The organism is Pseudomonas sp. IB20, assembly GCF_009707325.1.
Taxonomy (GTDB): Bacteria; Pseudomonadota; Gammaproteobacteria; order Pseudomonadales; family Pseudomonadaceae; genus Aquipseudomonas.
Genome location: NZ_CP046103.1, coordinates 3,574,967 through 3,598,778 on the forward strand (window position 1 = coordinate 3,574,967; position 23,812 = coordinate 3,598,778).

Below are 23,812 nucleotides of genomic sequence, written 5' to 3' on the forward strand. Positions count from 1 at the left end.
GCCGGTGGTGGCCGTTAGTACGGTGATTGGCGTGGAAGCCGCTGTGAGAGCTCGTCGAGCAGCTTTTGCTCGCGTTTATCTTCAATCGCCCGCGCTTCGTCGATATAGCGCTGCACCAGCTTGCGCAAGCCTTCGACTCGAGCAAACGCCGCTTGCCAGCTTTCACGGGCTTTATCGAGGTTGTTCTGGTGCCAGGCCAGGCTCTGGCGCTGTTGGCCGACAGCGGTTTCCAGCTGGTTGAGGAAGCCTTGGTAGCCCATCAGCCATTGGCCGGACACACCTTTGCTGCCGCGTTCGATCCACTGCTGCTGGTATTCACCACGAAAGCGCTCCAAGTCGCCGAGTTTGCTTTGCGCCAGGCGCACCTGGCCTTGGAAATAACCCAGGCGCTGGACCGCAGTTTTCTCGGCCTTTTCGGCCATGTCCACCACCGGTGCCAAGCGTGAAGAACGCGTACTGGCCATGGCTTAACCGCCTGGCGCCGGGGCGAAAATCGAACCCAGGTGCGCTTCGCTTTCGCCCATGCTGATCTTGTCGTTGAGGCCCTGGCGCAGGTAGGTCACCAACTGCGGTTGCAGGGCAATCGCCAGGTCGGTCTCGCGATCACCACCGGCCACATAGGCGCCGACGCTGATCAGGTCACGGCTCTGCTGATAACGCGACCACAGCTGCTTGAAATGCTGCGCGCGAGCCATGTGTTCCGGCGTGACCACCGCCGGCATTACCCGGCTGATCGACGCTTCGATGTCGATGGCCGGGTAGTGCCCTTCTTCGGCCAAGCGTCGCGACAGCACGATGTGGCCGTCGAGCACGCCCCGCGCCGAGTCGGCAATTGGGTCTTGCTGGTCATCGCCTTCGGACAACACGGTATAGAACGCGGTGATCGAACCGCCGCCGGCCTCGGCATTACCGGCGCGCTCCACCAGCTTGGGCAGCTTGGCGAACACTGACGGCGGGTAGCCTTTGGTGGCGGGCGGCTCGCCGATGGCCAGGGCAATTTCCCGCTGGGCCTGGGCGAAACGTGTGAGCGAGTCCATCAGCAACAGGACGTTCTTGCCCTTGTCGCGAAAATATTCGGCGATGCGCGTGCAATACATGGCGGCGCGTAAGCGCATCAGTGGCGCGTCATCGGCCGGGGACGCGACGACCACCGAGCGCTTGAGGCCTTCTTCACCGAGGCTGTGCTCGATGAACTCCTTAACCTCACGGCCCCGCTCACCGATCAGCCCGACCACGATGATGTCGGCCTCGGTGAAGCGCGTCATCATGCCCAGCAGCACGGATTTACCCACGCCGGTACCGGCAAACAGGCCCAGACGCTGGCCGCGACCGACCGTCAATAAACCGTTGATGCTGCGAATGCCCACGTCCAGCGGCACGCTGATGGGGTTGCGGTTAAGCGGGTTGATGGTCGGGCCGTCCATCGGCACCCAGTCTTCAGCCTTCATGCCGCCTTTGCCGTCCAGCGCGCGACCGGCACCGTCGAGCACGCGGCCGAGCATGCTCATGCCCATCGGCAGGCGGCCAGTATCGGCCAGCGGCACCACCCGGGCACCGGGCGCGATACCCGCCAGGCTGCCCACCGGCATCAGGAAAATCTTGCTGCCGGAGAAGCCCATCACTTCAGCTTCGACCTGCACCGGATGGTAGCTGTCGTCGTTGATCACCAAGCAACGGCTGCCCATGGCGGCGCGCAGGCCTTCGGCTTCGAGGGTCAGGCCGACCATACGCAACAGGCGCCCTTCGAGGATGGGCTGGCCGGGCAGCTCAGTGGCCTCGGCGTAGCCGCTCAGGCGCTTGGCGAAGCTGGTGCGATCAAGGCGCATCAGGGGCGTCCAGGTCCACGCTCAGGTCGGGCTCGGCCGGGTGCAGGACTTGTTCGTGGAGCTGGTCAAACAGTTTGGCCATGATCTGGCTGATGCGGGTTTCGACGGTGGCATCGATACGGCTGTGTTCGGTTTCGACGCGGCAACCACCGGGCTGCAGCGCCGCGTCCTCGACGATGCGCCAGGTTTCTTCATGGCGCTCGCGCAGGGCTTTGACCTGTTCGAAATCCTGCGGGTTGATGTACAGCCGCACATTGCCAACGCCCAAAGGCAGCAGCTTGAGGGCTTCGCGCATCACGCTTTCGATATGGCTGGAATCGAGCGCCAGTTCGCGCTGGATCACCTGGCGGGCGATGTGCTCGACCAGGCCGACCATGGATTTTTCCAGTTGCGAATCTTGTTCGGCAATAGGGTCGAACAGGCTGCGCATCAAGCGTTCCAGGCTGCCCAGCTTGAGGCCCAGCGCCGCCTCGGATTCCTGGCGGACCTTGAGGGTGGTGCTGCGAAAACCGTCTTTTTCGCCCGCTGCGAAGCCTTCGTTGTAGGCCTCCTGGCGGATAGCTTCCAATTCTTCGAGGGTCAGTGGCTGGACTTCATCCAGCGGCACTTCTTCCATCTCAGCAGGCGTTTCAACCACCGGCTCAGGCTCAGGCTCCGGCACGTGCGGGTCGAAGCTGGGCAACGACCAGATGTCGAACCCGCCGACATCCCGTGCGCGAATCAGATCGCTGGGCGTCTCATCTTTGTTCGACATGGGCAGCGCCTTAGATCATTTCTTCGCCGCCCTTCCCGCCGAGAACGATTTCTCCGGCTTCGGCCATACGGCGGGCAATGGTGAGGATTTCCTTCTGGGCGGTTTCCACGTCGCTGACGCGCACTGGGCCTTTGGCTTCCAGGTCGTCGCGCAACAGTTCGGAAGCACGCTTGGACATGTTCTTGAAGATCTTTTCCTTGACGCCTTCGTCGGAGCCCTTGAGTGCCAGTACCAGCACATCGGAGGAGACTTCGCGCAACAACGCCTGGATGCCACGGTCGTCGACATCGGAGAGGTTGTTGAACACAAACATGAGGTCTTCGATCTGGCCGGACAGGGTGTCGTCGATCTCGCGGATCGAGTCCATCAACTGGACTTCGACCGAGCTGTCGAGGAAGTTCATGATATCGGCCGCGCGCTTGATGCCACCCAAGGTGGTGCGCGAGGCGTTGGAATTACCCGAGAACTGCTTCTCGAGAATCGTGTTGAGTTCTTTCAGCGCCGCCGGCTGCACGGTGTTCAGCGACGACACGCGCAGGATGATGTCCAGGCGCACTTTATGGTCAAAGTGGCCGAGCACTTCACCGGCCTGGTCCGGGTCCAGATAAGCGACGACGATGGCCTGGATCTGCGGGTGCTCGTAGCGGATCACGTCGGCGACGGCGCGCGGCTCCATCCATTTGAGGCTGTCGAGGCCGCTGGTGTTGCCGCCCAACAGGATGCGGTCGATCAGGCCGTTGGCTTTGTCTTCGCCCAGGGCCGAGGTGAGCATCTTGCGGATATAGCTGTCGGAGCCGACGCCCAGGCTGGTCTGGTCGCCGACAATCTCGACGAACTCGCTCATCACCTGCTCGACTTGCTCACGGTGCACATTGCGCATTTGCGCCATGGCCACGCCTACGCGTTGAACCTCTTTGGGGCCCATGTGGCGCAGCACTTGTGCGGCGTCGGTCTCACCCAAAGACAGCAGCAACACTGCGGCTTTGTCGACTTTGGTGAGCTTGGCAACAGCGGCTCGATCATTCATCTGCGTTAATCCACTCTTTCACGACCTGGGCCACACGGCCCGGGTCTTCTGCCACCAGACTCTTGATTGCGTTCAACTGAGCGTCATAGCCTTCGCTCGGGCTTGGCAACAGAATGCTTTGCGGGCCACCGAGGCTGACGCGGTCGTTGGCCAGTTCACCATCCAGGCCGCCCATGCCACCCAACTCGACGTCGCTGCCGGCCAGGGCCAGCTGTTTCTTGCCATGCCCGGTGATGTTGTTGAGCACCGGGCGCAGCACGCCAAACACCAGCACCAGGATGAACAACACACCCAGCACTTGCTTGACGATGTCCCAGAACCACGGCTGGGTGTAGAAGGCCGGGTCGGTGATGACTTCACCACGCTCGACGGAGAACGGCATGTTGATCACGCTGACGCTGTCACCGCGGCTGGCGTCAAAACCGACGGCGTCCTGCACCAGACGCGTGAAGCGCGCCAATTCGTCGGCGTTCCATGGCGCACGGGTCACTGCACCGTCAGCGGCATTGACCTTGACTTGGTCATCGACCACCACCGACACCGACAGGCGATTGATTTTGCCCTGTTGCTGCTTGGTGTGGCTGATGGAGCGATCGAGCTCGAAGTTCTTGGTCGACTGGTTACGCTTGTCGGCTGGGTACGGCGCGAGCATCGGCTGGCCGGTGGCCGGGTCCATGATCTGCTGGCCGTTGGCGTCCAACAGTGGCTGGCCAGGCTGAATCGCGCCTGCGGCCGCGGCGGCGCCACCGGTGGTTTGCGGCGCCGAGGCCGGAGCTGGTGGCTGGTTGCTCAAGGCACCCGGCACACCTTGCGGACCATTGCTAGCGGTGCGTTGTTCGCTGGTCGACTGCTCGCTGCGCAGGGCCGGCTGGTCCGGGTTGAACTGCTCGGACGTCGACTCGACGGCGCTGAAGTCGACGTCGGCGGACACTTCAGCTTTGTAGCGGTCATTGCCCAATACCGGTTGCAGGATGTTGTGCACGCGCTGGGTGAGCATGCTTTCCATACGGCGGCTGTAGTCGAACTGCTTGCCGGCCTGGGTCAGCGCGGAGTTTTCCGCCATGTCGGACAGCAGGTTGCCCTTCTGGTCGACCACGGTGATTTGCGACTTGCTCAATTCGGGAACGCTGGTGGCCACCAGGTTGATGATCGCCAGGACCTGGCCAGGCTCCAGGGAGCGGCCGGAAAACAGCTCGACCAATACCGAGGCGCTTGGCTTGCGTTCGTCACGCACGAACACCGAGCTTTTCGGAATCGCCAGGTGCACGCGGGCGCCTTTGACGTTATTCAAACTGGAGATGGTGCGCGCCAGTTCGCCTTCCAGGCCACGACGGTAGCGGGTGGCTTCCATGAACTGGCTAGTGCCCAGGCCTTGGTCCTTGTCGAGGATTTCAAAACCGATATTGCTGTCGGACGGCGTTACGCCGGCGGCGGCCAGTTTCATCCGTGCACGGGCCACATCATCGGCCTTGACCAGCAAGGCACCGGAGTTGGGTTCCACGGTGTAGGCGATGTCGGCGGCGGCCAGGGTTTCCATGATCTGCTTGGAATCCATGCCGGCCAGGCTGCCGTACAGCGGGCGGTAATCAGGTTGCTGCGACCACAGCACCACGGCAAAACCAATCGCCACGCTGGCAGCCAGGCCGACCATCAGGCCCACCTGACGCAACATGGTCATTTCGGAAAGGTTTTCCAGGAACGACAGGCCAAACAGCGGCGGCTTGCCGTCTGCCTTGGCGGGTACGTTGTCCACGACTGCTTCTGCCATGACTTAAATCTCGTCCTTAAACCGGCATCTGCATGATGTCTTGATAAGCCTGAACCAGCTTGTTACGCACTTGGGTCAAGGCCTGAAAGGAAACACTGGCCTTTTGCGAGGCCACCATCACATCGGTGAGGTCCACGCCGCTTTTGCCGATCTCGAAGGCGGTGGCCAACTGACTCGAGGCTTGCTGGGTATCACTGACTTTGTTGATTGCCTGACCGAGCATGTCGGCAAAACTGCTTTGGCCCAATTCCGGCGCTGGCGCGACGGATTTCGGTTGAGCCATGGCATCCATTTGCATGGAGCGCATATCCAACATCAACCGATTGAACTCAATACCCTGGCTCATGACCTTCTCTCTCCGACGACCCGCAATTTTTTGACACTACGCAGCGGTTACTGGGGGTAGTGCAACAAGGGTGCCAGCTCCAGGGCAGCTTGTAAGAAAAGGCGACAAACCCTGTCGGCCTACACATTTTTTAGGTGGCGAAAAGGTAGGCTTCCACATCCATTCCCGCGTCGCGCATCTGCGCCAGCTTGTAGCGCAAGGTGCGCGGACTGATGCCTAAGCGTTCGGCGGCCTCTTTGCGGCGGCCGCGCTCGGCGCGCAGGGTGTCGATGATCATCTGGAATTCGCGGCGGCGCAGGTCGTCGCCCAAGGCGCCAGCGGACTCGGCTTCGGCGACCACCACAGGCGCCGGCGCCAGGCTCGGCAACGGTGCTGCGCCACTACCAACGGCCAGGCAGAAGTCTTGCGGCTGGATCAGCCCGCCTTGCTGCAAAATCAGCGCGCGCTGGATGGCGTTATCCAATTCACGCACGTTGCCGGGCCATGGGTAGCTGATCAGACAGGCCTGAGCCTCAGCCGACAGCCGCGCCTGGGCATGCTTCATTTTCTTGACGTGGTTGTTCAACAGGCGCTCGGCCAGCGGGATGATGTCCGCCGGGCGCTCGCGCAAAGGGCGCCAGGCCAACGGGAACACCGAGAGTCGGTAGAACAAGTCTTCACGGAAGCGCCCCGCCGCCACTTCGCCCGCCAAATCACGGTTGGTGGTGGCGACCACGCGAATGTCCAACTGGATCGGCTTGCGCGCGCCCACGCGCTCGACTTCGCGCTCCTGCAATACCCGCAGCAGCTTGGCTTGCAGGCCCAAGGGCATTTCCGAGATTTCGTCGAGCAGGATGGTGCCGCCGTCGGCCTGTTCGAACTTGCCGGCCTGGGCGGCGATGGCGCCAGTGAACGAGCCTTTTTCATGGCCGAACAGCGTGGCTTCGAGCATGTTGTCGGGAATCGCCGCGCAGTTGATCGCGATAAACGGTTGTTTGGCACGGCCGGATTGCTGGTGGATATACCGCGCCAGCACTTCTTTACCGGTGCCGGACTCGCCGGAAATCAACACAGTGGAATCACTGCGCGCCACACGGGCCGCTAGGTCCAGCAGTTGCGCGCTGGCCGGCTCGAAGGCAATCGGACCCTCGCCTTCGACGCTCGAAATCACGCCGAGTGCGTGACGGGCGACCAGCTCGATCAAGGCTTTGGGCTCGAACGGTTTAACCAGGTAATCCGCCGCCCCTTGGCGCATGGCGTCCACCGCACGCTCCACGGCGCCATGGGCGGTCATCAGCAGCACCGGCAGTTGCGGCTGGCGCGCACGCAGCAGGCTGAGCAACTGATGGCCGTCCATGCCGGGCATGTTCACGTCGCTGACCACCAGGCTGAAGGGCTCCTGCTCCACGGCCTCCAAGGCGTCCTCGGCAGAACCGACCGCCCGGTAGTCATGGCCCGCCAACAGCAGCGTGTCAGCCAATGCTTCACGCAGGGCGCGATCGTCTTCCACCAATAAAACCTTGATAGCCATAGTCGTTTTACTCCGCGCTTGCCGCGCCGAAAAACAGCGGCAAGGTCATCAATGCACAGGTGCCACGCCCCAATCGGGAATGCAGTTGCAATTCTCCCTGATGAGCACGCGCCACTGCCTTGACCACGGTCAGGCCCAGGCCAGTGCCGTTAGTCTTGGTGGTAAAAAAAGGTTCGCCCAGGCGCTGCAACACCGCCGGGTCGATGCCGCTGCCGTTGTCGCTGATGCACAGGCGCAGGGTTTGCTCACGGCAGTACAGGTGCACTTTAAGCTGTGCACCCGGGCCGCTGGCCTGGGTGGCGTTTTCGATCAGGTTGAGCAAGGCGCCGACCAGCGTGTCGCGGTTGCACAGCAACTCGCCTTGGTGGCTGTCGCACTGCCAGCGCACATTCGCCTCTTGAATATGCGTGGCGGCGGCCGCTTGCAGCGACTGCATCAGTGCGCACGGCGTGACGCGATCGGTCAGCGGTAATTCGCCGCGGGCAAACACCAACATGTCGCGCACCTGGTGCTCCAATTCATGCAGGCGCTCCTTGAGGCGGCCAGCAAATCGTTGGTGGGTGGCCGCGGGCAATTGCTCATCAGTCAAATGACTGGCGTAGATCAGTGCCGCCGATAACGGCGTGCGGATCTGATGCGCCAAAGAAGCGACCATCCGCCCCAGTGACGACAACCGTTCATGGCGCGCCAGTTGGTCTTGCAGGTGACGGGTTTCAGTCAAGTCATTGAGCAGCACCAGTTGGCCGGGCTCAGCGTCCAGGGAACGGGTGGCGATCGAAAGTCGGCGGCCGTCCTTGAGGGAAATTTCGTGGCCATCGTCTTCGCGCGGCGCAAAGCAGCGGGTAATGACATGGCGCCATAGCTCGCCTTCAAGCGGTTCGCCGAGCAAGTCGCTCGCGGCCGGGTTGGCTTCACGGACACGGCCCATTTCATCGATGACGATCACGCCACCGGGCAACAGGTCGAGGAGGTTTTGCAGGCGGTTGGCCAGGCGCTCTTTCTCGGCCAGCTCTTCCATGCGCTGGGCACTGACCACCGCCAGCTCGCCTTTAAGCTCGGAAACCCGGGCTTCGAGAAGGCTGTAAGAGTCGGTGAGCTGGTTCGACATCTGGCTGAACTGCGAGAACGCCTGTTCAAGACCTTGCCGGGTAAGCGGCTCTGCGGACGGAACGAGCCCTGGGATAGCAGGGCCTGAAGAAAGTTGGGCGGCGTGGGGCATCATGCTCTCTCGCTTGGCTGACCGTCAGTTAAACGGAACGTTGCGAGGGCTGTAGCAATACCCGTGCCGAAAAAAAACTATCCAGATTTCAGTGACTTAAAAAACAGGCGTCAATCATCTGCCTGTTCATCACCTTCTCGACGGCTCATGCCGTACTTGCGCATCTTCTCAACCAGAGTGGTTCGGCGGATACGCAAGCGTTCGGCGGCACGCGCAACGATGCCATTGGCATCGTCCAGCGCCTGCTGGATCAAGCCTTGTTCAAGGCTACCGAGGTAGTCTTTCAAGTCCAGGCCTTCGGGCGGCAGCATGGCGGTGGAACCGAAGTCCGGCGTATGGCCGTTGATGGCCACGCGTTCTTCCAGGTCACTGCGCAGGCTGTCTACCAACTGCTCGTCTTCGTCATCGACGTAGCGAAACTTCTTCGGCAGCTCGACCACGCCGATCACACCGTAGGGGTGCATGATCGCCATACGCTCCACCAGGTTGGCCAGCTCGCGGACGTTGCCCGGCCAGCCGTGGCGGCACAGCGACATAATTGCAGCGGAGTTGAAGCGAATCGAGCCGCGCTTTTCGTGTTCCATACGCGAAATCAGTTCGTTCATCAGCAACGGGATGTCTTCCACGCGCTCACGCAGCGGGGCCATCTCGATGGGGAATACGTTGAGGCGGTAGTATAAATCTTCGCGGAAAGTGCCGACCTCGATCATGCTTTCGAGGTTCTTGTGCGTGGCCGCGATGATGCGCACGTCGACGCTCTGGGTCTTGTTGCTGCCCACGCGCTCGAAGGTGCGCTCCTGCAATACGCGCAGCAGCTTAACCTGCATCGGCAGCGGCATGTCGCCGATTTCGTCGAGAAACAAGGTGCCGCCGTTGGCCAGCTCGAAACGCCCGGCACGGCTGGTGATCGCCCCGGTAAAGGCGCCCTTCTCGTGGCCGAACAATTCGCTTTCGAGCAGCTCTGCCGGGATCGCCCCGCAGTTGACCGGCACAAAAGGCCCGTCGCGGCGCTTGGAGTGATAGTGCAGGTTGCGCGCGACCACTTCCTTGCCGGTGCCCGACTCGCCGAGGATCAGCACGCTGGCGTCGGTGTCGGCCACTTGCTGCATCATCTGGCGCACGTGCTGGATCGCACGGCTGGTGCCGACAAGGCTGCGGAACAGGTTGGGTTCACGGTGACGGCCGCGCTCGCGGGCCTGGTCGTACATCTCGCGGTAGACCTGGGCACGGTGCAGCGAGTCGAGCAATTTGCTATAGCTGGGCGGCATTTCCAAGGTGGAAAGCACGCGGCGGCGCTGGTCTTCCGGCAGGTCCACGGAAGAAATATCGCCCATCAGCAACACGGGAAGGAACTCATCCCAGGTCGCCAGTGTCTTTAACAGGCCTTGAACTGCGCCAGGAGCGTTTACCGTCCCGATCAGCACACAAATGACTTCACGGCTCGATGACAAAGAGCTGACCGCCTGCTGCCAATCATGGCTGCCGCAGGGAAAATTTTCTTCACCAAGAAAATTTAAAATCACCGCCAAATCGCGGCGGCGGACGCTATCGTCATCGATCAGCAGAATTTTGGTTTCACGCCACATGCAATAGCAACTTCCCTAGTAAAACTTCCTGCCCCAGAGTGAGGGCAATCAAGACGCCCGTAAGACTTATTACCTTACTAGACGTCTGAAATCTGAAAACAGCACTAGTTAAGTCAAAAATGCGAGCACAGTCAAATATATGACGCGCCGTTCGGATTAACTGAGCCCATTCAGCCGAACAGATGGTAAACCTTTGACGCATTTTTAGCTTGGTTGATCTGCGACATCTCTTCGAAAATCGCCTGACGCTCGCCCATCGTCACCTCAAGCAACTGCTGATAAACCGCCAGCAGGCTTTCCAGCTTTTCCCGCAGCGCGTCTTCATCTTCCGGCGCCTCGCTGAGCACCTCATCAATCACCGCGCGGCAACCCAGGTCCAACTCGCCAACGGCCTCCCAGTTGCGCTCCGCCAGCGCGCCGATCAGGGCTTCGCGGGTTTCGTCGATGCGTTGCAGTGCGTGGCTCATGATGTGTACCTCAAGGCGATCCGCCTTATTGTGGAGCGATGGCATCCCAGCCTTCTTTTACGGTAATCAGCAGACGGGCAACTTCGTCGATGATTTCCGGATCGTTGTCGGCATTAGCTTTCAGCAGGCGCACATTCATATAGTCATACAAGTTAGCCAAACGCTGGATCGTGGCAGGATCTTCCGCCTTGGTTTCGTCCAGGCCCTGACGCAAGCCCGTGATAATGTCGATAGCCTTGGTCAACAACAAACCCTTTTGCGGAATATCACCGCGCGCCATTGCGCCCTTGGCCTGAGCAAGGCGCTCAAGCCCGCCCTCCATCAGCATCTGGATCAAGCGATGAGGGCTGGCTTCGGACACTTGAGCATGGGAATTAACCTTCTGGTATTGGCGAAGGGCTCTCATAGGGTTCATCTTGCTACCTCGAACAGGACACGCGCGAAAAGTGTTGATCTACCCAGTCTTTCGACTGTAATGGCAAAAACTTTAATTCAGGACCTTAGCTGCCCACTTTCACAAACGCTCTTTGACGGGGCGCAGGACGCCCCTTCAATCAGCTCGACTTCGGATTGTTCAGTGCATTAAGGGTGGTCATGATGCTGGAGCTGGTGTTGTTGATTTTCGCAATCATTGCATCCATTGCGGCATATTTGGCCGTCAGAGATGTCTGCAAATCCTCCATTCTCCGATCCAGGGCCGATTGCTGGTAGTGTCGTCAATGGAGAAGTCCAGGTTGCGTTGGCTCGCCTGCACAAACTCACGAATATCAGTGACGGCCTTTTCCAGTGCCGCGCGCTGCGGCTCAGCGGCAGGTGCCGATTCAGCCTCTTTCGCGGGCTTGGCCTGGGCGGCCACTGCACCACTGGCCTGAGCTGCGCCAGCCGGGTAAGACGGGTTAAGCTTGATGCTCATGTCCATGTCATCACCTCAAAACTGAAAAAACGAAAGGGCACGTAAACGCACCCTTCCGTTAGTTAACCGCTAGGCTATTACTGAAGCAGCTTCAGTACAGCAGATGGCAGTTGGTTGGCCTGTGCCAGGATCGCAGTGGACGCCTGTTGCAGGGTCTGTTGCTTGGTCAGTTCAGCAGCTTCTGCAGAGAAGTCAGCGTCTTCTACGCGGCCTTTGGCAGCGCTGGAGTTCTGCGAAATGCTCTGCAGGTTAGCAGTGGTGCTGTCGAAGCGGTTTTGTACGGCACCCAGCTGCGAACGCTGGCTGTCGATCTGCTGCATGGCGCCGTCAAGAGCCTGGATCGCCTGCTGCGAGCTGGACGCACTCAGGATGCTCAGGTTGGAAACGGTGGTTTCCAGAGTAGTGGCTTTGCTCGAACCAGCAGTCAGGCCCAGTGCAACCAGGCCAGTACCTGCGCTACCGTCGGCGATAACGATGTCTTTCTTGGGTCACCCATGCCGAACGAAATCGTTTCGTTGGCGTTGGCACCAATTTGGAAAGCAACGTTGTTGAACGAACCGTCCAGCAGGTTACGACCACCGAAAGTAGTGGTGTTGGCGATACGGGTCAGCTCACCCACTTTCGCGGTGAATTCTTGCTGCAGGGAAACACGGTCAGCGTCGCTTTTATCACCGTTCGCCGCTTGCAGGGCCAGTTCACGCAGACGCTGCAGGGTGTTGGTGGATTCTTGCATCGCGCCTTCAGCAGTCTGGGCGATCGAAGTACCGTTGGCGGCGTTGGCAATTGCAACGTTCAAGCCTTTAACCTGGTTGCCCAGACGGTTAGCGATCTGCATGCCGGCGGCGTCGTCTTTGGCGCTGTTGATCTTCTTGCCGGTCGACAGACGGTTCATCGCGGTGCTCAGAGCGTCGGAAGCTTTGTTCAGGTTCTTCTGGACACCCAGGGAAGTGATGTTGGTGTTTACTGATAATGCCATGACGAAATCCTCGTGAGTTGGATACTGCGGCTTCCGGCCCTGGCAACCGCCGGGTGTGGCCTAGAGAACCTTCGTAATAGTTATCGTCGTGTCGCGCGGTTGCTTGAGGGTTTTTTTGAAATTTTTTACTAGCACCGTGCCACCCCTTGCAATTCAAGGCTTTAGCGCGGCTTAAAACCCCGGTTTCATTGGCTTTTCTGGCGCCAATAAAAAAACGCCGATGATCGTTTGATCATCGGCGTTTTGTTGTTCAGCCTATTAAGATCTCACGGACGATAGAGAATCGCCGAGCCCCACGACAGGCCCACACCAAAACCACTGATTGCCACGCGCTTCCAGGTGGCATCCATCACGTGCTTTTCCAGCAGCAGCGGAATGCTCGACGACACGGTGTTACCAGTCTCGACCATGTCCTTGATGAACTTGTCCACCGGCGCATCTTCGAAACGCCGCGCCACGGCGTCGACAATCGCCGCACTGCCCTGGTGAATGCAGAACGCATCGATGTCGTCAGCCTTGAGGTCCGACTCATTGAGCAGTTCGTGTAAATGCGCCGGCACCTTGAGCAAGGCGAAGTTGAACACTTGGCGGCCGTTCATGAAGAACACGCCGTCGCTGACCTTCAGGTGCGGTGCGCCGGAACCATCGGTGCCGAATTTGGAATTGCCCAGCAACCACGGCGCGTCTTCGCCCATCCAGGTGGCGGTGGCGGCATCGCCGAACAACATGGTGGTGTTGCGATCTTCCGGGTCGACGATCTTCGAATACGGGTCGGCGGTAATCAGCAGGCCGTTTTTCAGGCCCGTGGCTTCCATGAAGCCCTTCATCGCGTAGATGCCGTAGACGTAGCCGGAGCAGCCCAGGGAAATATCGAACGCCGCGACGTGGGTCGGCAGGCCCAGCTTGTCCTGGACGATGGCGGCGGTGTGGGGCAAACCCTCTTCATCGCCGTTCTGGGTGACGACGATCAGCGCGTCAATCGACTCGCGCTTCAAATTCGGGTTGTTGGCAAACAAAGCGTTGACCGCCTCGACACACAGATCAGAGGTTTCCTGTGCAGCTTCCTTGCGCGGCAGGAACGCCGATCCGATCTTGCCAATGATGAATTCTTCATCCTTGGCGAATTTGGCACCCTGGGCGTAGTTATCGATCCCGTCTGCCGGCACGTAACTGGCGATGCTTTTTATGCCAATCATTGTGGCTTCCCAATACTAAATAGCTGGAGAACACCCCGCGAACTGCCTCGGGGGCGCTGACAATAAAGGGGATAACCCCGCAAAAATCTCGCTGAAAGCCTGCGCGCAACGACCTGGCGACGACTTATCCTTTTCACACGATACAGTGAAGATGCGCTTTATGACTCACAGGTCACTCAATTTTGTGTGCTTTATGCAAAACCTTCAAACAATTAAGTCGCAGAAACGACAACGGCCCACCGTGTTTCCAGGGTGGGCCGTTTGGGGTGACGCCGATTACATCTTGTTGAACAGGCTCAACTGGGAGATTTTCACGAAGGCCAGCTGCGAGGCCTGCAGCATGGTTTGCTGCAGGCTCAAGTTGATGGCGGCTTCTGCGAAGTCGACATTGCCCAGCGCGTACATGGTCGTGGTGTTTGCCAGATCCAAGCTAGTGTTTTCCTGGCTTTGGATGCTCAGGGTATTCAGGCGCGCACCAATGGAGCCCCGCGCCTGGTCGATCTGAGTGTAAGCATTGGTCAGGTTGCCAATGGACCTGGCCACCACATCCTTAAGTTCCTTCTGCGCCGCCGGGTTGCCGTCTGACGGCGTTTCCAGGGTTTTGCGCAAATGGCTCAGGGTGTCGAGTACGTTCTCGTTCTTGTTGCTGGTGGCACCAATCGAAAACTGGTCGCCGGCTGCCGGCGCCGGCGCGGTAGTGACATCAAACGTCACACCTGCCGCCGTAATCGACGTGGCGCCAGCAGCCAAGGTACCGCTGGCGATGGATTTGCTGTCTGCCGTGTAAGGCTGCGCATAAAGGACAAATTCTCCGCAACCTTCAGGCTCAACGGCGTGTCATCGCCTTGATAGCTGTAGGTACCATCGTTGTTGCGCGCATAAGGAGGGGTGTCGGTCTTGCTCCCCGAGAACAAATAGTTACCGCTGGCATCCTTGGTATTGAGCAGACCCAGGACTTGGTCCTCAATGGCGCCAACCTCGGCGGCAATCGATGTGCGGTCAGCGTCACTGATGCCAACGTTACCCGCCTTCAGCGCCAGTTCACTGGCCCTCTGAATCGCAATATTGATGTTTTCCATCACGCTTTCTTGCGTGGTCAGCGAGTTTTTCAGCGTGTCGATATTGCCGTTGAACTGCCCCAACATGTCTTTCTGCTGCTGGAGCATCAACAACCGCGCCGCCGCGACCGGATCATCCGCAGCCGTTTGCACGCGTACACCGGTGGTTGCCTGATCCTGGGCTTTCACCACACTGGAATAGTTACTCTGATACTTGGCGGAGCTGGTCTCGAAATATTGCTGTGTAGAAATACGCATCGTCCCAGCCTCCTTTAAAGGGCATTAATCAGTGTGGTGAAGGTTTCCTGCGCAGCCTTGATGATCTGCGACGACGCGGTGTAGTACTGCTGGAACTTGATCATGTCGCCCGCCTCGTCATCCAGGTTGACGCCCGACACTGAGTTGCGCGCCTCTTTGTTCGCACTGAGTAAAGCGCCGGTGGCCGCACTGTCGACGTTAGCCTGGCTAGTCTTGGAGCCCACGGTCGAAACCAGTTTGCTATTAGCCCCCACCAGGCTGACACCCGCGTTGCCGTCGCTCATGCCCACGCTGGCCTTGGTCTGCAGGTTCAGCAGTTCCTGGGCATTACGGCCATCGGATTTGCCGCCACTGTTAAAGGCAAAGGTCGTGTTGTCGCCGTCAGCCGGGGAGCCGTTGACGGTGGTGTCGAAACTGAAGCTCTTGCCGGGGATGACCGCACCGCTGGCATCACGCATCGGCACATTGACGGTGATCTTGTTGCCCTGCCCCGGAATGATGCTGCCGGTGCCGATCGGGTTACCCTGCGCATCGTTGAGGGTATAAGGCTGCGTGCCGTCAGCAGCCGCTTTGCCGAAGACCATTTTCACCGGCATCGAGTTTTCGATGCCCGTGCGCAGTTGGGCCGTGTCAGCACCGCCATGAATATCCAGTGGCACGGTCAAGGACGGCTGGGTAAAGGTGCCCGTGCCGCTGTTGGTCTTGCCGCTGGTACCCGCCAACGGGCCGGCAAACGCTAGTTTGTTCGGATCGGTGATCGCCACGCCAATACCGCTGGCCCCGGTCGCGGTCGGGCTGACCTTGAAGCTGTCGCCAAACGCCATTGTGCCTTTACCATCCAGCGCGAGGGTAAAGCCATCCATCGTCGGCGGGGGTGTGGAGCTCATATCAAAGGTGCCCATGGCCTTGCCATCCGAGCGCAGTACCGTGACCTTGTTAGGGTTGGCGCTATCGCTGAAGGTCACCTTGTAGTCGAAGGTCGTCAGCTTGCTGCTGTCGCTGATCGACACATTAAGGTTGCCCGCACCGCTGCTGTTACCCGCCGCACCCTGGCTGCGCGAGGCAATGGCGGCGGCACTGTTGATGTCTTTGAACAGCGAAATACCAAAGTCGCCATTCAGGTCCAGGCCTTGGCCCAGCTGATTATTGATCGTGTCTGCGGTCGCGATAGCGATGCGCCCCAGATCATTGATGGCGGGCATCAAGGCATCACTGCGATAACGCAACAGGCCACCAATGCTACCGCCACTGATCACCCCGCCCAGGTCCATGGTAGTACCGTTCATGTCCAACTGGATGGTGTACTGGCTGTTATCGGTCTTGCTCGGCACTGCGGAAATGGTGTTGGAAATCCCGCCTTCGACCAAAGACTGACCGCTGCCGGTAGTCACGCTGAACTGCCCATTCTTCTCGGTAGCCGTCACGCCGATCAATTCATTGAGCGAGCGTACGGCCTCGGTACGCGAGTCCAACAGGTTGGCCGGGGCATTGCCCGAAGCGCCCTGCACCTGGGAAATCTGCTTATTGAGCGAGGCAATCGAGGCGGTCAATTGATTGACCTGCTCACTCATGCTGCCCAACTGGTTATTGATGGTCTCTTTCTGCTGAGTCAACTGCGTCGAGATCGCGTTAAACCGGCTGCTCAAGGTCTGGGCGTTGGTCACCAGTAATTGGCGGGCCGACAGATCACTGGGGTTGGACGCCGATGTCTGCAAGGTAGCGAAGAAAGAACTGAGCACCGAGGACAGGCCCGTGGTCTTGTCCGACAGCACCTTATCGACCGCACTGATCTGATCCTGATAAGCCTTGGCGTCGTTATTCAGCGCCGTGCTGTTCTGGTACGCCGTGTCCAAGTATTCGTTGTACACCCGGCGAACGTCCGCCAGCGTGGTGCCAGTGCCGATAAACACACCACCGTACTGGTTATTGGCGCTGGCGTTCTGGGTGGTCTGCTGACGCGAGTATCCCGGGGTGTTGACGTTGGCAATGTTGTTACTCAGGACCGACAACGATCCTTGAGCGGCGTTAAGCCCCGACATCCCGATATTGAGCAAACTCATGGTTCAGACCTTATAAATGAGTGGTCGCGCCAGCGGCAGCGTAGTTCTGGTAACTGTTCATCGTTTTGGCGATCTGCGAAATCTTGCTGGCGTAGTCCGGGTCGGTTGCATATCCGGCTTTTTGCAACTCGCGTACAAACTGCTCCGGGTTATCGGCTGATTTCACAACTTCTTTATAGCGATCATTGCTTTGCAGCAATGTCACGAGGTCGTGGAAGCTGTCCTGATAGGAGTTATAGGAGCGGAAGTGCGCCGTCTCCTTGACCATCGACCCATCACGAAACTCGCTGGTGATTGCACGCGCCTGGCCGCCCTGCCAACTCTGCCCGGCCTTGATGCCGAACAGGTTGTGGCTGCTGCTGCCGTCTTCGGCGCGCATCACCGATTTACCCCAACCGGTTTCCAGGGCGGCCTGGGCCACCAGGTACTTCGGATCGACGCCGATACGCGCTGCGGCGGCCTTGGCCATCGGCAACATGGTGGCAACGAACTCATCCTGCGAGCTGAAGGCTTTCTTCGCCGGTGCCAGCGGTGGCTGGGCGATGGCGCGGCCATACACCTGCATGCGCCCGCTCGGCACGGCAAAGCTGTGCGCGGTGCTGTTGATCACGTTGTCGGCGGCGGCGCTATTACGCAGCGGCGCACTCTTGGCATCGATGGCGACCGGTGCGTTAGGCACAATGCCGGCCAACAGACGGTCAGTCAGCTTGCTTGGCAAAGCGATACGGCGCTGGTTCATCAGCTCCATATCGTTGGCGTGAGCACTGGCGCCTTCAGGCACGGCCACGCGGTAAGCCCACAGCGGGCGCTGGCCATTGGAGCGGCCCAACGGCCCTTCGGCTGTGGTGCCTGCAGCAATTTCAGTCGGCACATCGACTTTTTTCGCGGGCGCCTGCGCCGCCTCTGGGCCTTGCAAGGTGGCCGCCTGGGCGTCCACCGGTTTGTTCTTCTGCATCTGGCGCATCAGCACGTCGGCCAAGCCGATACCGCCGCCCTCGCGGGACATCGAGACCGCCAACTGCTGGTCGTACATTTCCTGGTACTGCTTGGCGGCCGGGGTGTTCATCGGGTTGTCCTTGCCCAGCGCCTCGGTGGCCGAGCGCATGGACTTGAGCATCTCGCTCAAAAACAGCGACTCAAACTCCTGCGCCACTTTGCGCATGTTGCCTTCGCTGTTCTTGTCGGCACCGACCTTGAGCTGGTTAAGCCGATTCAGGTCGGAGTAAGACCCCGAGTCCGCTGTGCTGCTGATCCCGCTCTTGCGCATATCCATGGCCATGGCCTCAGATCACAATCAGGTCGGCTTGCAAGGCGCCGGCCTGTTTCAGAGCTTCGAGGATCGCCATCAAGTCGCCTGGGGCGGCGCCCACCTGGTTCACCGCGCGGACAATCTCATCCAGCGTGGTGCCGGGGCCGAACTTGAACATCGGCTTGGCTTCTTGCTGAGCATTCACACGCGAGCGTGGAACCACCGCCGTCTGGCCGTTGGACAATGGCCCAGGCTGGCTGACGATCGGGTCTTCGGTGATGGTCACGGTCAGGCTGCCGTGGGTCACCGCTGCCGGCGACACCTTGACGTTCTGGCCGATCACGATGGTGCCGGTACGCGAATTGATGATGACCTTGGCCACCGCCTGGCCTGGGTCGACCTCAAGGTTCTCCAGGATCGACAGGTAGTCGACGCGCTGGCTTGGGTCCAATGGCGCAGTAACACGGATCGAACCGCCGTCGATGGCCTGGGCCACGCCAGGGCCGAGCATGTCGTTGATCTTGTCGACCACGCGCTTGGCGGTGGTGAAGTCCGAACGGTTGAGGTTCAAGGTCAGGCTGTTGCCTTGGTTGAAACCGCTGGGCACGGTCCGTTCCACCATGGCACCGCCCGGAATACGCCCGGCCGATGGCACGTTAACGGTGATTTTCGAGCCGTCGCGGCCCTCGGCGTCAAAACCGCCCACCACCAGGTTGCCCTGGGCGATGGCGTAGACGTTGCCGTCGATACCTTTAAGAGGCGTCATCAACAGCGTACCGCCACGCAGGCTTTTGGAGTTACCGATCGACGACACGGTGATGTCCACCACCTGGCCCGGCTTGGAGAACGCTGGCAAGTCGGCACTGATCGACACGGCCGCGACGTTCTTCAACTGCACGTTGCCCGAACCCGCCGGCACTTTGATGCCGAACTGCGAGAGCATGTTGTTGAAGGTCTGCAGGGTGAACGGGGTCTGGGTGGTCTGGTCACCCGTACCGTTGAGCCCCACCACCAGGCCGTACCCGATCAATTGGTTGGAGCGCACGCCGGAAATACTGGCGATGTCTTTCAACCGCTCAGCAAAGGCCCCTGCGCTCAAGGCCAGCAATAACGCGGCAGCCATCAGCTGTTTGAGTTTCAAAGTGGCCACCTAGAAAGGGAACAGCGGGCTAAGGAAGAAACGGTCGAACCAGCCTGGCTGACTCGCATCAGCAAACGAACCCGTACCCGAGTAGGTAATGCGCGCATCGGCAATCCGCGTCGACGGTACGGTGTTGTCAGTCGCAATGTCATCGGCCCGCACCATCCCGGCAATACGCACCAACTCATCACCGGTATTGAGGGTCATCCACTTTTCACCGCGTATCGCGATGATGCCGTTGGGCAATACATCGGCCACGGTTACGGTGATCGAACCGGTCAGGCTGTTGCCCTGCCCCGCCGCGCTCTTGCCGTTGGTGGCACGGTCGCCGCTGTAGCCGGCATTCAAGCTCAGATCACCATTGCCCAGCGGGTTGTTGACATTGGGTACAGCACCAAACAACGAGGTCAAGCCAATGCCGGCCTTACTGGTCTTGCCCACTTGGGAGTTGGCGTTCTTGCTGGCCTGGGTCTTTTCGTTCAGGGTGATGGTGATGATGTCACCCACTCGGAACGCCTTACGGTCGCTGTACAGGTTCTGTTCGAAACCGGCCTGGTAGATCGAGCCATTGTTGGCCGCCGCAGGCAGCGGCGTGCGTGGCAACACCGGCGCGTAGTACGGGTCATTGGGTTTTGGCGTCGGGGCGACACAGCCCGCGAGCACGGCGATCCCACTCAATGCCAGAACAGAAACATAGCGATTCATGACCCTTACCTCACGGTGCTGCAGGCGCCGTCAACGGCGCCCCATAGACTTGATTACAGATTCTGCGTTACGAACGAAAGCATCTGGTCGGCGGTGGAAATCACCTTGGAGTTCATCTCGTAGGCGCGCTGGGTGGTGATCATGTTGACCATCTCCTCAACCGTGCTCACGTTGGACGTTTCCAGGGTGCTTTGCAGGGTGGTACCGAAACCGTTCAGGCCAGGGGTGCCGATCTGCGGCGCGCCGCTGGAGGCGGTTTCCAGGAACAGGTTGTTACCCATGGCCTGCAAGCCGGCCGGGTTGATGAAGTCAGCGGTTTGCAGGTTGCCGATCACTTGCGACGCCGGGCTGCCGGCCACGGTGATCGACACGGTGCCGTCGTTGCCGACGGTGAAGGTCTTAGCATCCGCAGGCACGACGACAGCCGGTTCCAGGGCGAAACCGTTGGCCGTGACGATTTGGCCATTGGAGTCGAGGTGGAAAGTACCGTCACGGGTGTAGGACGTAGTCCCATCCGGTTGCAGGATCTGGAAGAAACCACGGCCGTTGATGGCCATGTCCAACGGCTGGCCGGTTTGCTGCAGGTTACCGGCGCTGAAGTTCTTCTGGGTGCCGACGATCTGCACACCGGTACCCAATTGCAGGCCCGACGGCAGTTCGCTGTCCTGTGTCGACTGGGCGCCCGGCTGCTTCTTGATCTGATAGAGCAAGTCCTGGAACTCAGCGCGGTCACGTTTGAAACCCGTGGTCGACACGTTCGCCAAGTTGTTGGAAATGGTGGTCAGGTTAGTGTCCTGGGCGGACAAACCTGTTTTGGCAACCCATAGAGCCGGAAGCATGCTGTTCTCCTTCGTGCGCCTGTTTGTTGGCGCCGTGTTGCAAAATTAGTGTTGGTTCAGTGAGGCCGCTATCAGCTCATCGACAGAACGCGAGTCATAGCCTGATCGTCTTCTTTGGCGCTGTTCATCATCTTGATGTGCAGCTCGAACTGCTTGGAAAGCGACAGCACTGCGGTCATTTCTTCCACGGCGTTGACGTTGCTCGCCTGCAGGAAGCCCGAGGTCAGCTTGACGTTCGCATCCGCCTGGGCGGGCTGGCCATCCTTGGTGTGGATGGTGCCGTCCAACCCTTTGTTCATGTTCTTGAGGTCCGGCTGGACCATCTTGATGCGGTCCACTTCAGCCATCACCCGTGGGCCTTCGCCCATGGCGCGGATGCTGATGGTGCCGTCGGCGCCCACTTCGATTTTCTGCTGGGGCGGCACGGCAATCGGGCCACCGTTGCCCATCACCGGCATGCCGTTGCCGGCGCGCAGCACACCCAGCGCGTCAACGTTCATGCTGGCGCTGCGCACGTAGGCCTCGCTGCCATCGGGGGTTTGCACGGCGATCCAACCGTTGCCGTTGACCGCCACATCCAGGTCACGACCGGTTTCGATCATGGCGCCCGGGGAAAAATCAGTACCCGGCCGCTCAGTCATGGCAAAGGCACGCGCCGGAAAGCTGTCACCGAACACCGGCATCGAACGCGCCTGCTCCAGGTCGCGCTGGAAACCGTTGGTGGAGATGTTCGCCAGATTGTTGGCATGGGCCTTCTGCGCCAGTGCATTCTGGCTGGCGCCGGTCATTGCCACATAAAGGTACTTGTCCACGCTCTATCCTCTTTCTGACGGACGCTTGCCGCCCACCGTTGTACTGATGAGGCTTAAGCAATTTGCGAACCAACTTTTTAAAAGAGGGCAAAATCCAGGCGGGGCGGGGGTTTGCTGACAGGCGCGAGGATTTAAGGGATGGGTAAGAGTCGAAAAAACGGCGGACTACTGCCGCCTGCGGCAAGCATCGGTCTTGAAAATGACAAAGATCAAATGTGGGAGCGCGCTTGCTCGCTCCCACAGTTTTAACTGCAGTGTGCCTGTGATAGCGCTTGCTCGCTCCCACAGTTTTAACTGCAGTGTGCCTGTGATTATTTATCGCCCTTGAGAATCTCGTAATCACGCAACTTATTAGCGATGGTGGTATGCGACACCCCCAGCCGCTTACCCAGCTGTCGGCTGCTCGGGTGCTCGGCATACAAGCTCTCCAGCACCGCCTTCTCAAACCGACCGACGATCGCCTCCAACCCACCCTCCAGAGAAAAATCGCCAAGCGGCTGACGCACGCCGTAGTCCGGCAGACGAATATGCTCAACCTTGACCGTCCCGCCCTCGCACAACGACACCGCCTGAAACAGCACGTTTTCCAACTGCCGCACATTGCCCGGCCAGTGATAGTGGCTAAGCCGATCCATCGCCGCCGGCGCCAACTTGGGCAATGGGCAACCAATCTGCCGGCTGGCCTGATCAAGAAAGTGCTCAACCAACGGCGCCAAACCATCCAGGCATTCGCGCAGCGGCGGTATATGCAACGACAACACATTCAGCCGGTGATAAAGGTCCTGGCGAAATTCCCCTCGGGCGCAAAGCTCCGACAAGTCCACTTGGGTCGCACAGATCACCCGCACATCCAAGTAGACCTCTTCATCACTGCCCACCCGGCGAAAGCAACCGTCCTGCAGAAACCGCAGCAACTTCACTTGCAAGCGCGCGCTCATTTCCCCAACGCCATCGAGAAACAACGTACCGCCCGCCGTCAGTTCCAGCAGGCCCAATTTGCCTTCGGCCCGCGCGCCTTCAAACGCGCCTGGGCCGTAGCCGAACAGCTCGGTCTCGGCCATCGATTCCGGCAGGCCTGCGCAGTTAAGCGCCATCAACGGCGATTGCCCGCGCGGGCTGGCCAGGTGACAAGCACGCGCCAACAGCTCCTTACCGGTGCCGGTTTCGCCTTCTATTAATAGAGGCGCATCCAGCGGCGCCATGCGGCGAGCCTCGCGCACCACCGCCGCCATCACCTTGGAGCTCTGGAAGATACTGTCGAAGCCGCGCAGTTCCTGCTTGCGCACATTGTAGATGCGCTCACCGACGCGGTCGGCGCGGTGCAAGGTCAACACGGCGCCGGCCATGGCTTCGCTGTCGTCGTGCTCGGAGGATTGCAGCGGCGCAATATCCGCCAGGAACACGTCGCCCTTAACCTTGACCCGCAAGCCGTTGATCCGCGACTTGCTCGCGCGCACCAACTCCGGCAAGTCGAAATCCTCGGCATACCGCGACAACGGAATGCCCGGCACTTCGTCCACGCGCACCCCGAGCAACTGCGCCGCCGCCCGGTTCGCGGCGACGATGGAGCCGCCCATGTCGATCGACAGCACCGGAAACTCCAGCGCGCCAAGCAGCGCATTCAGCTCCATATGCCGACGTTCGCTGGGCATCAGCCCTACCCGCTTGACGCCAAACACACCGGCAATTGCTTCAAATTGCGGGCGCAGCGCCTGGAATTGCATGTTCACCAGGTTCGGGCAAAACAGGTAAATCGCGTTGCCATGTTCGCCGCCGACCTCGCCCTTGGCGACGTTGACGCCGTACTCCACCAACAGGTTGAGAATGTCCCGCAGGATGCCGATGCGGTTCTGGCAGTGCACTTTAATACGCATGAAAAGGCCCGAAAAGTGGGAAAGCGCCGCGTCTTTTTGCCGCTGGGCGCAGATAGTCGTCAAGATTATGTGACAGTACGTGACCTTTTCACAGCCCAATACATCGCAGAGCCGCAGGATCGTAACGAATACTTTACGAATATCGGTAATTTTTCCTACAAGTCCAAGCCAAGGCCCGATGGAATCCTCCGCCTTCCGGGTTATCAATAGGCCATACGCCGCACATAA

19 protein-coding genes and 4 pseudogenes are annotated in these 23,812 nt (G+C 59.7%); all 23 read right to left on the minus strand.

Annotated elements, in window-relative coordinates; genetic code table 11:
- Positions 1–14: 14 nt before the first annotated feature.
- The 23 genes and pseudogenes from fliJ to GJU48_RS16685 all read right to left on the minus strand — a co-directional run bounded on the left by fliJ (position 15) and on the right by GJU48_RS16685 (position 23,584).
- A complete protein-coding gene (gene fliJ, locus GJU48_RS16580) occupies positions 15–464 on the minus strand; it encodes a flagellar export protein FliJ (RefSeq protein WP_094951617.1) in 450 nt (149 codons plus the stop codon).
- Between the two features lie 3 nt (positions 465–467).
- On the minus strand, positions 468–1,826 hold the full coding sequence (gene fliI, locus GJU48_RS16585; protein WP_094951616.1) for a flagellar protein export ATPase FliI: 1,359 nt from the start codon (positions 1,824–1,826) through the stop codon (positions 468–470).
- Entirely contained in the window at positions 1,816–2,580 is a 765-nt protein-coding gene (gene fliH / locus GJU48_RS16590) for a flagellar assembly protein FliH (RefSeq protein WP_094951615.1), read from the minus strand. Before fliH ends, fliI begins: the two co-directional genes overlap by 11 nt.
- 10 nt (positions 2,581–2,590) lie before the next feature.
- Entirely contained in the window at positions 2,591–3,607 is a 1,017-nt protein-coding gene (gene fliG / locus GJU48_RS16595; protein ID WP_094951614.1) for a flagellar motor switch protein FliG, read from the minus strand.
- Positions 3,600–5,375, minus strand: coding sequence for a flagellar basal-body MS-ring/collar protein FliF (fliF, locus tag GJU48_RS16600; RefSeq protein WP_094951613.1), 1,776 nt, complete (start codon positions 5,373–5,375; stop codon positions 3,600–3,602). The genes fliG and fliF overlap by 8 nt, the downstream gene beginning before the upstream one ends.
- Positions 5,376–5,391: 16 nt before the next feature.
- A complete protein-coding gene (gene fliE, locus GJU48_RS16605; protein WP_017134937.1) occupies positions 5,392–5,721 on the minus strand; it encodes a flagellar hook-basal body complex protein FliE in 330 nt (109 codons plus the stop codon).
- Positions 5,722–5,851: 130 nt separating this feature from the next.
- Positions 5,852–7,231, minus strand: coding sequence for a sigma-54-dependent transcriptional regulator (locus tag GJU48_RS16610; RefSeq protein WP_094951612.1), 1,380 nt, complete (start codon positions 7,229–7,231; stop codon positions 5,852–5,854).
- 7 nt (positions 7,232–7,238) lie between these two features.
- Positions 7,239–8,450: a sensor histidine kinase gene (locus GJU48_RS16615; protein WP_094951623.1), complete on the minus strand. Its 1,212-nt coding sequence runs from the start codon at positions 8,448–8,450 to the stop codon at positions 7,239–7,241.
- A 110-nt stretch (positions 8,451–8,560) separates the two neighbouring features.
- Positions 8,561–10,036: a sigma-54 dependent transcriptional regulator gene (locus tag GJU48_RS16620; protein ID WP_094951611.1), complete on the minus strand. Its 1,476-nt coding sequence runs from the start codon at positions 10,034–10,036 to the stop codon at positions 8,561–8,563.
- 170 nt (positions 10,037–10,206) lie between these two features.
- Positions 10,207–10,503: a flagellar protein FliT gene (gene fliT / locus GJU48_RS16625; RefSeq protein WP_094951610.1), complete on the minus strand. Its 297-nt coding sequence runs from the start codon at positions 10,501–10,503 to the stop codon at positions 10,207–10,209.
- A 25-nt stretch (positions 10,504–10,528) separates the two neighbouring features.
- Positions 10,529–10,918: a flagellar export chaperone FliS gene (fliS, locus tag GJU48_RS16630; RefSeq protein ID WP_094951609.1), complete on the minus strand. Its 390-nt coding sequence runs from the start codon at positions 10,916–10,918 to the stop codon at positions 10,529–10,531.
- 139 nt (positions 10,919–11,057) lie between these two features.
- Positions 11,058–11,210: pseudogene (locus GJU48_RS25350) on the minus strand (flagellar filament capping protein FliD); the annotation flags it as partial.
- Positions 11,210–11,422 (minus strand): annotated as a pseudogene (locus GJU48_RS16635) (flagellar protein FlaG); the annotation flags it as partial. The pseudogenes GJU48_RS16635 and GJU48_RS25350, both read right to left, overlap by 1 nt.
- Positions 11,423–11,493: 71 nt before the next feature.
- Positions 11,494–12,392: pseudogene (locus GJU48_RS16640) on the minus strand (flagellin domain-containing protein).
- A 266-nt stretch (positions 12,393–12,658) separates the two neighbouring features.
- Positions 12,659–13,588 carry a ketoacyl-ACP synthase III gene (locus tag GJU48_RS16645; protein ID WP_094951605.1) on the minus strand — a complete coding sequence of 310 codons (930 nt, stop codon included), beginning with the start codon at positions 13,586–13,588 and terminating at the stop codon, positions 12,659–12,661.
- Between the two features lie 276 nt (positions 13,589–13,864).
- Positions 13,865–14,904: pseudogene (flgL, locus tag GJU48_RS16650) on the minus strand (flagellar hook-associated protein FlgL).
- 14 nt (positions 14,905–14,918) lie between these two features.
- Positions 14,919–16,964 carry a flagellar hook-associated protein FlgK gene (gene flgK, locus GJU48_RS16655; protein WP_094951603.1) on the minus strand — a complete coding sequence of 682 codons (2,046 nt, stop codon included), beginning with the start codon at positions 16,962–16,964 and terminating at the stop codon, positions 14,919–14,921.
- A gap of 10 nt (positions 16,965–16,974) precedes the next feature.
- Positions 16,975–18,243, minus strand: coding sequence for a flagellar assembly peptidoglycan hydrolase FlgJ (gene flgJ / locus GJU48_RS16660; RefSeq protein ID WP_094951602.1), 1,269 nt, complete (start codon positions 18,241–18,243; stop codon positions 16,975–16,977).
- 4 nt (positions 18,244–18,247) lie between these two features.
- Positions 18,248–19,336, minus strand: coding sequence for a flagellar basal body P-ring protein FlgI (locus tag GJU48_RS16665; RefSeq protein WP_094951622.1), 1,089 nt, complete (start codon positions 19,334–19,336; stop codon positions 18,248–18,250).
- A gap of 27 nt (positions 19,337–19,363) precedes the next feature.
- On the minus strand, positions 19,364–20,059 hold the full coding sequence (gene flgH, locus GJU48_RS16670) for a flagellar basal body L-ring protein FlgH (RefSeq protein WP_094951601.1): 696 nt from the start codon (positions 20,057–20,059) through the stop codon (positions 19,364–19,366).
- Positions 20,060–20,112: 53 nt separating this feature from the next.
- On the minus strand, positions 20,113–20,898 hold the full coding sequence (gene flgG / locus GJU48_RS16675; RefSeq protein WP_094951600.1) for a flagellar basal-body rod protein FlgG: 786 nt from the start codon (positions 20,896–20,898) through the stop codon (positions 20,113–20,115).
- Positions 20,899–20,969: 71 nt separating this feature from the next.
- Complete coding sequence (locus GJU48_RS16680; RefSeq protein WP_094951599.1) at positions 20,970–21,710, minus strand: flagellar basal body rod protein FlgF; 741 nt, start codon at positions 21,708–21,710, stop codon at positions 20,970–20,972.
- A 311-nt stretch (positions 21,711–22,021) separates the two neighbouring features.
- Positions 22,022–23,584 carry a sigma-54-dependent transcriptional regulator gene (locus GJU48_RS16685; protein WP_094951598.1) on the minus strand — a complete coding sequence of 521 codons (1,563 nt, stop codon included), beginning with the start codon at positions 23,582–23,584 and terminating at the stop codon, positions 22,022–22,024.
- Positions 23,585–23,812 lie beyond the last annotated feature (228 nt).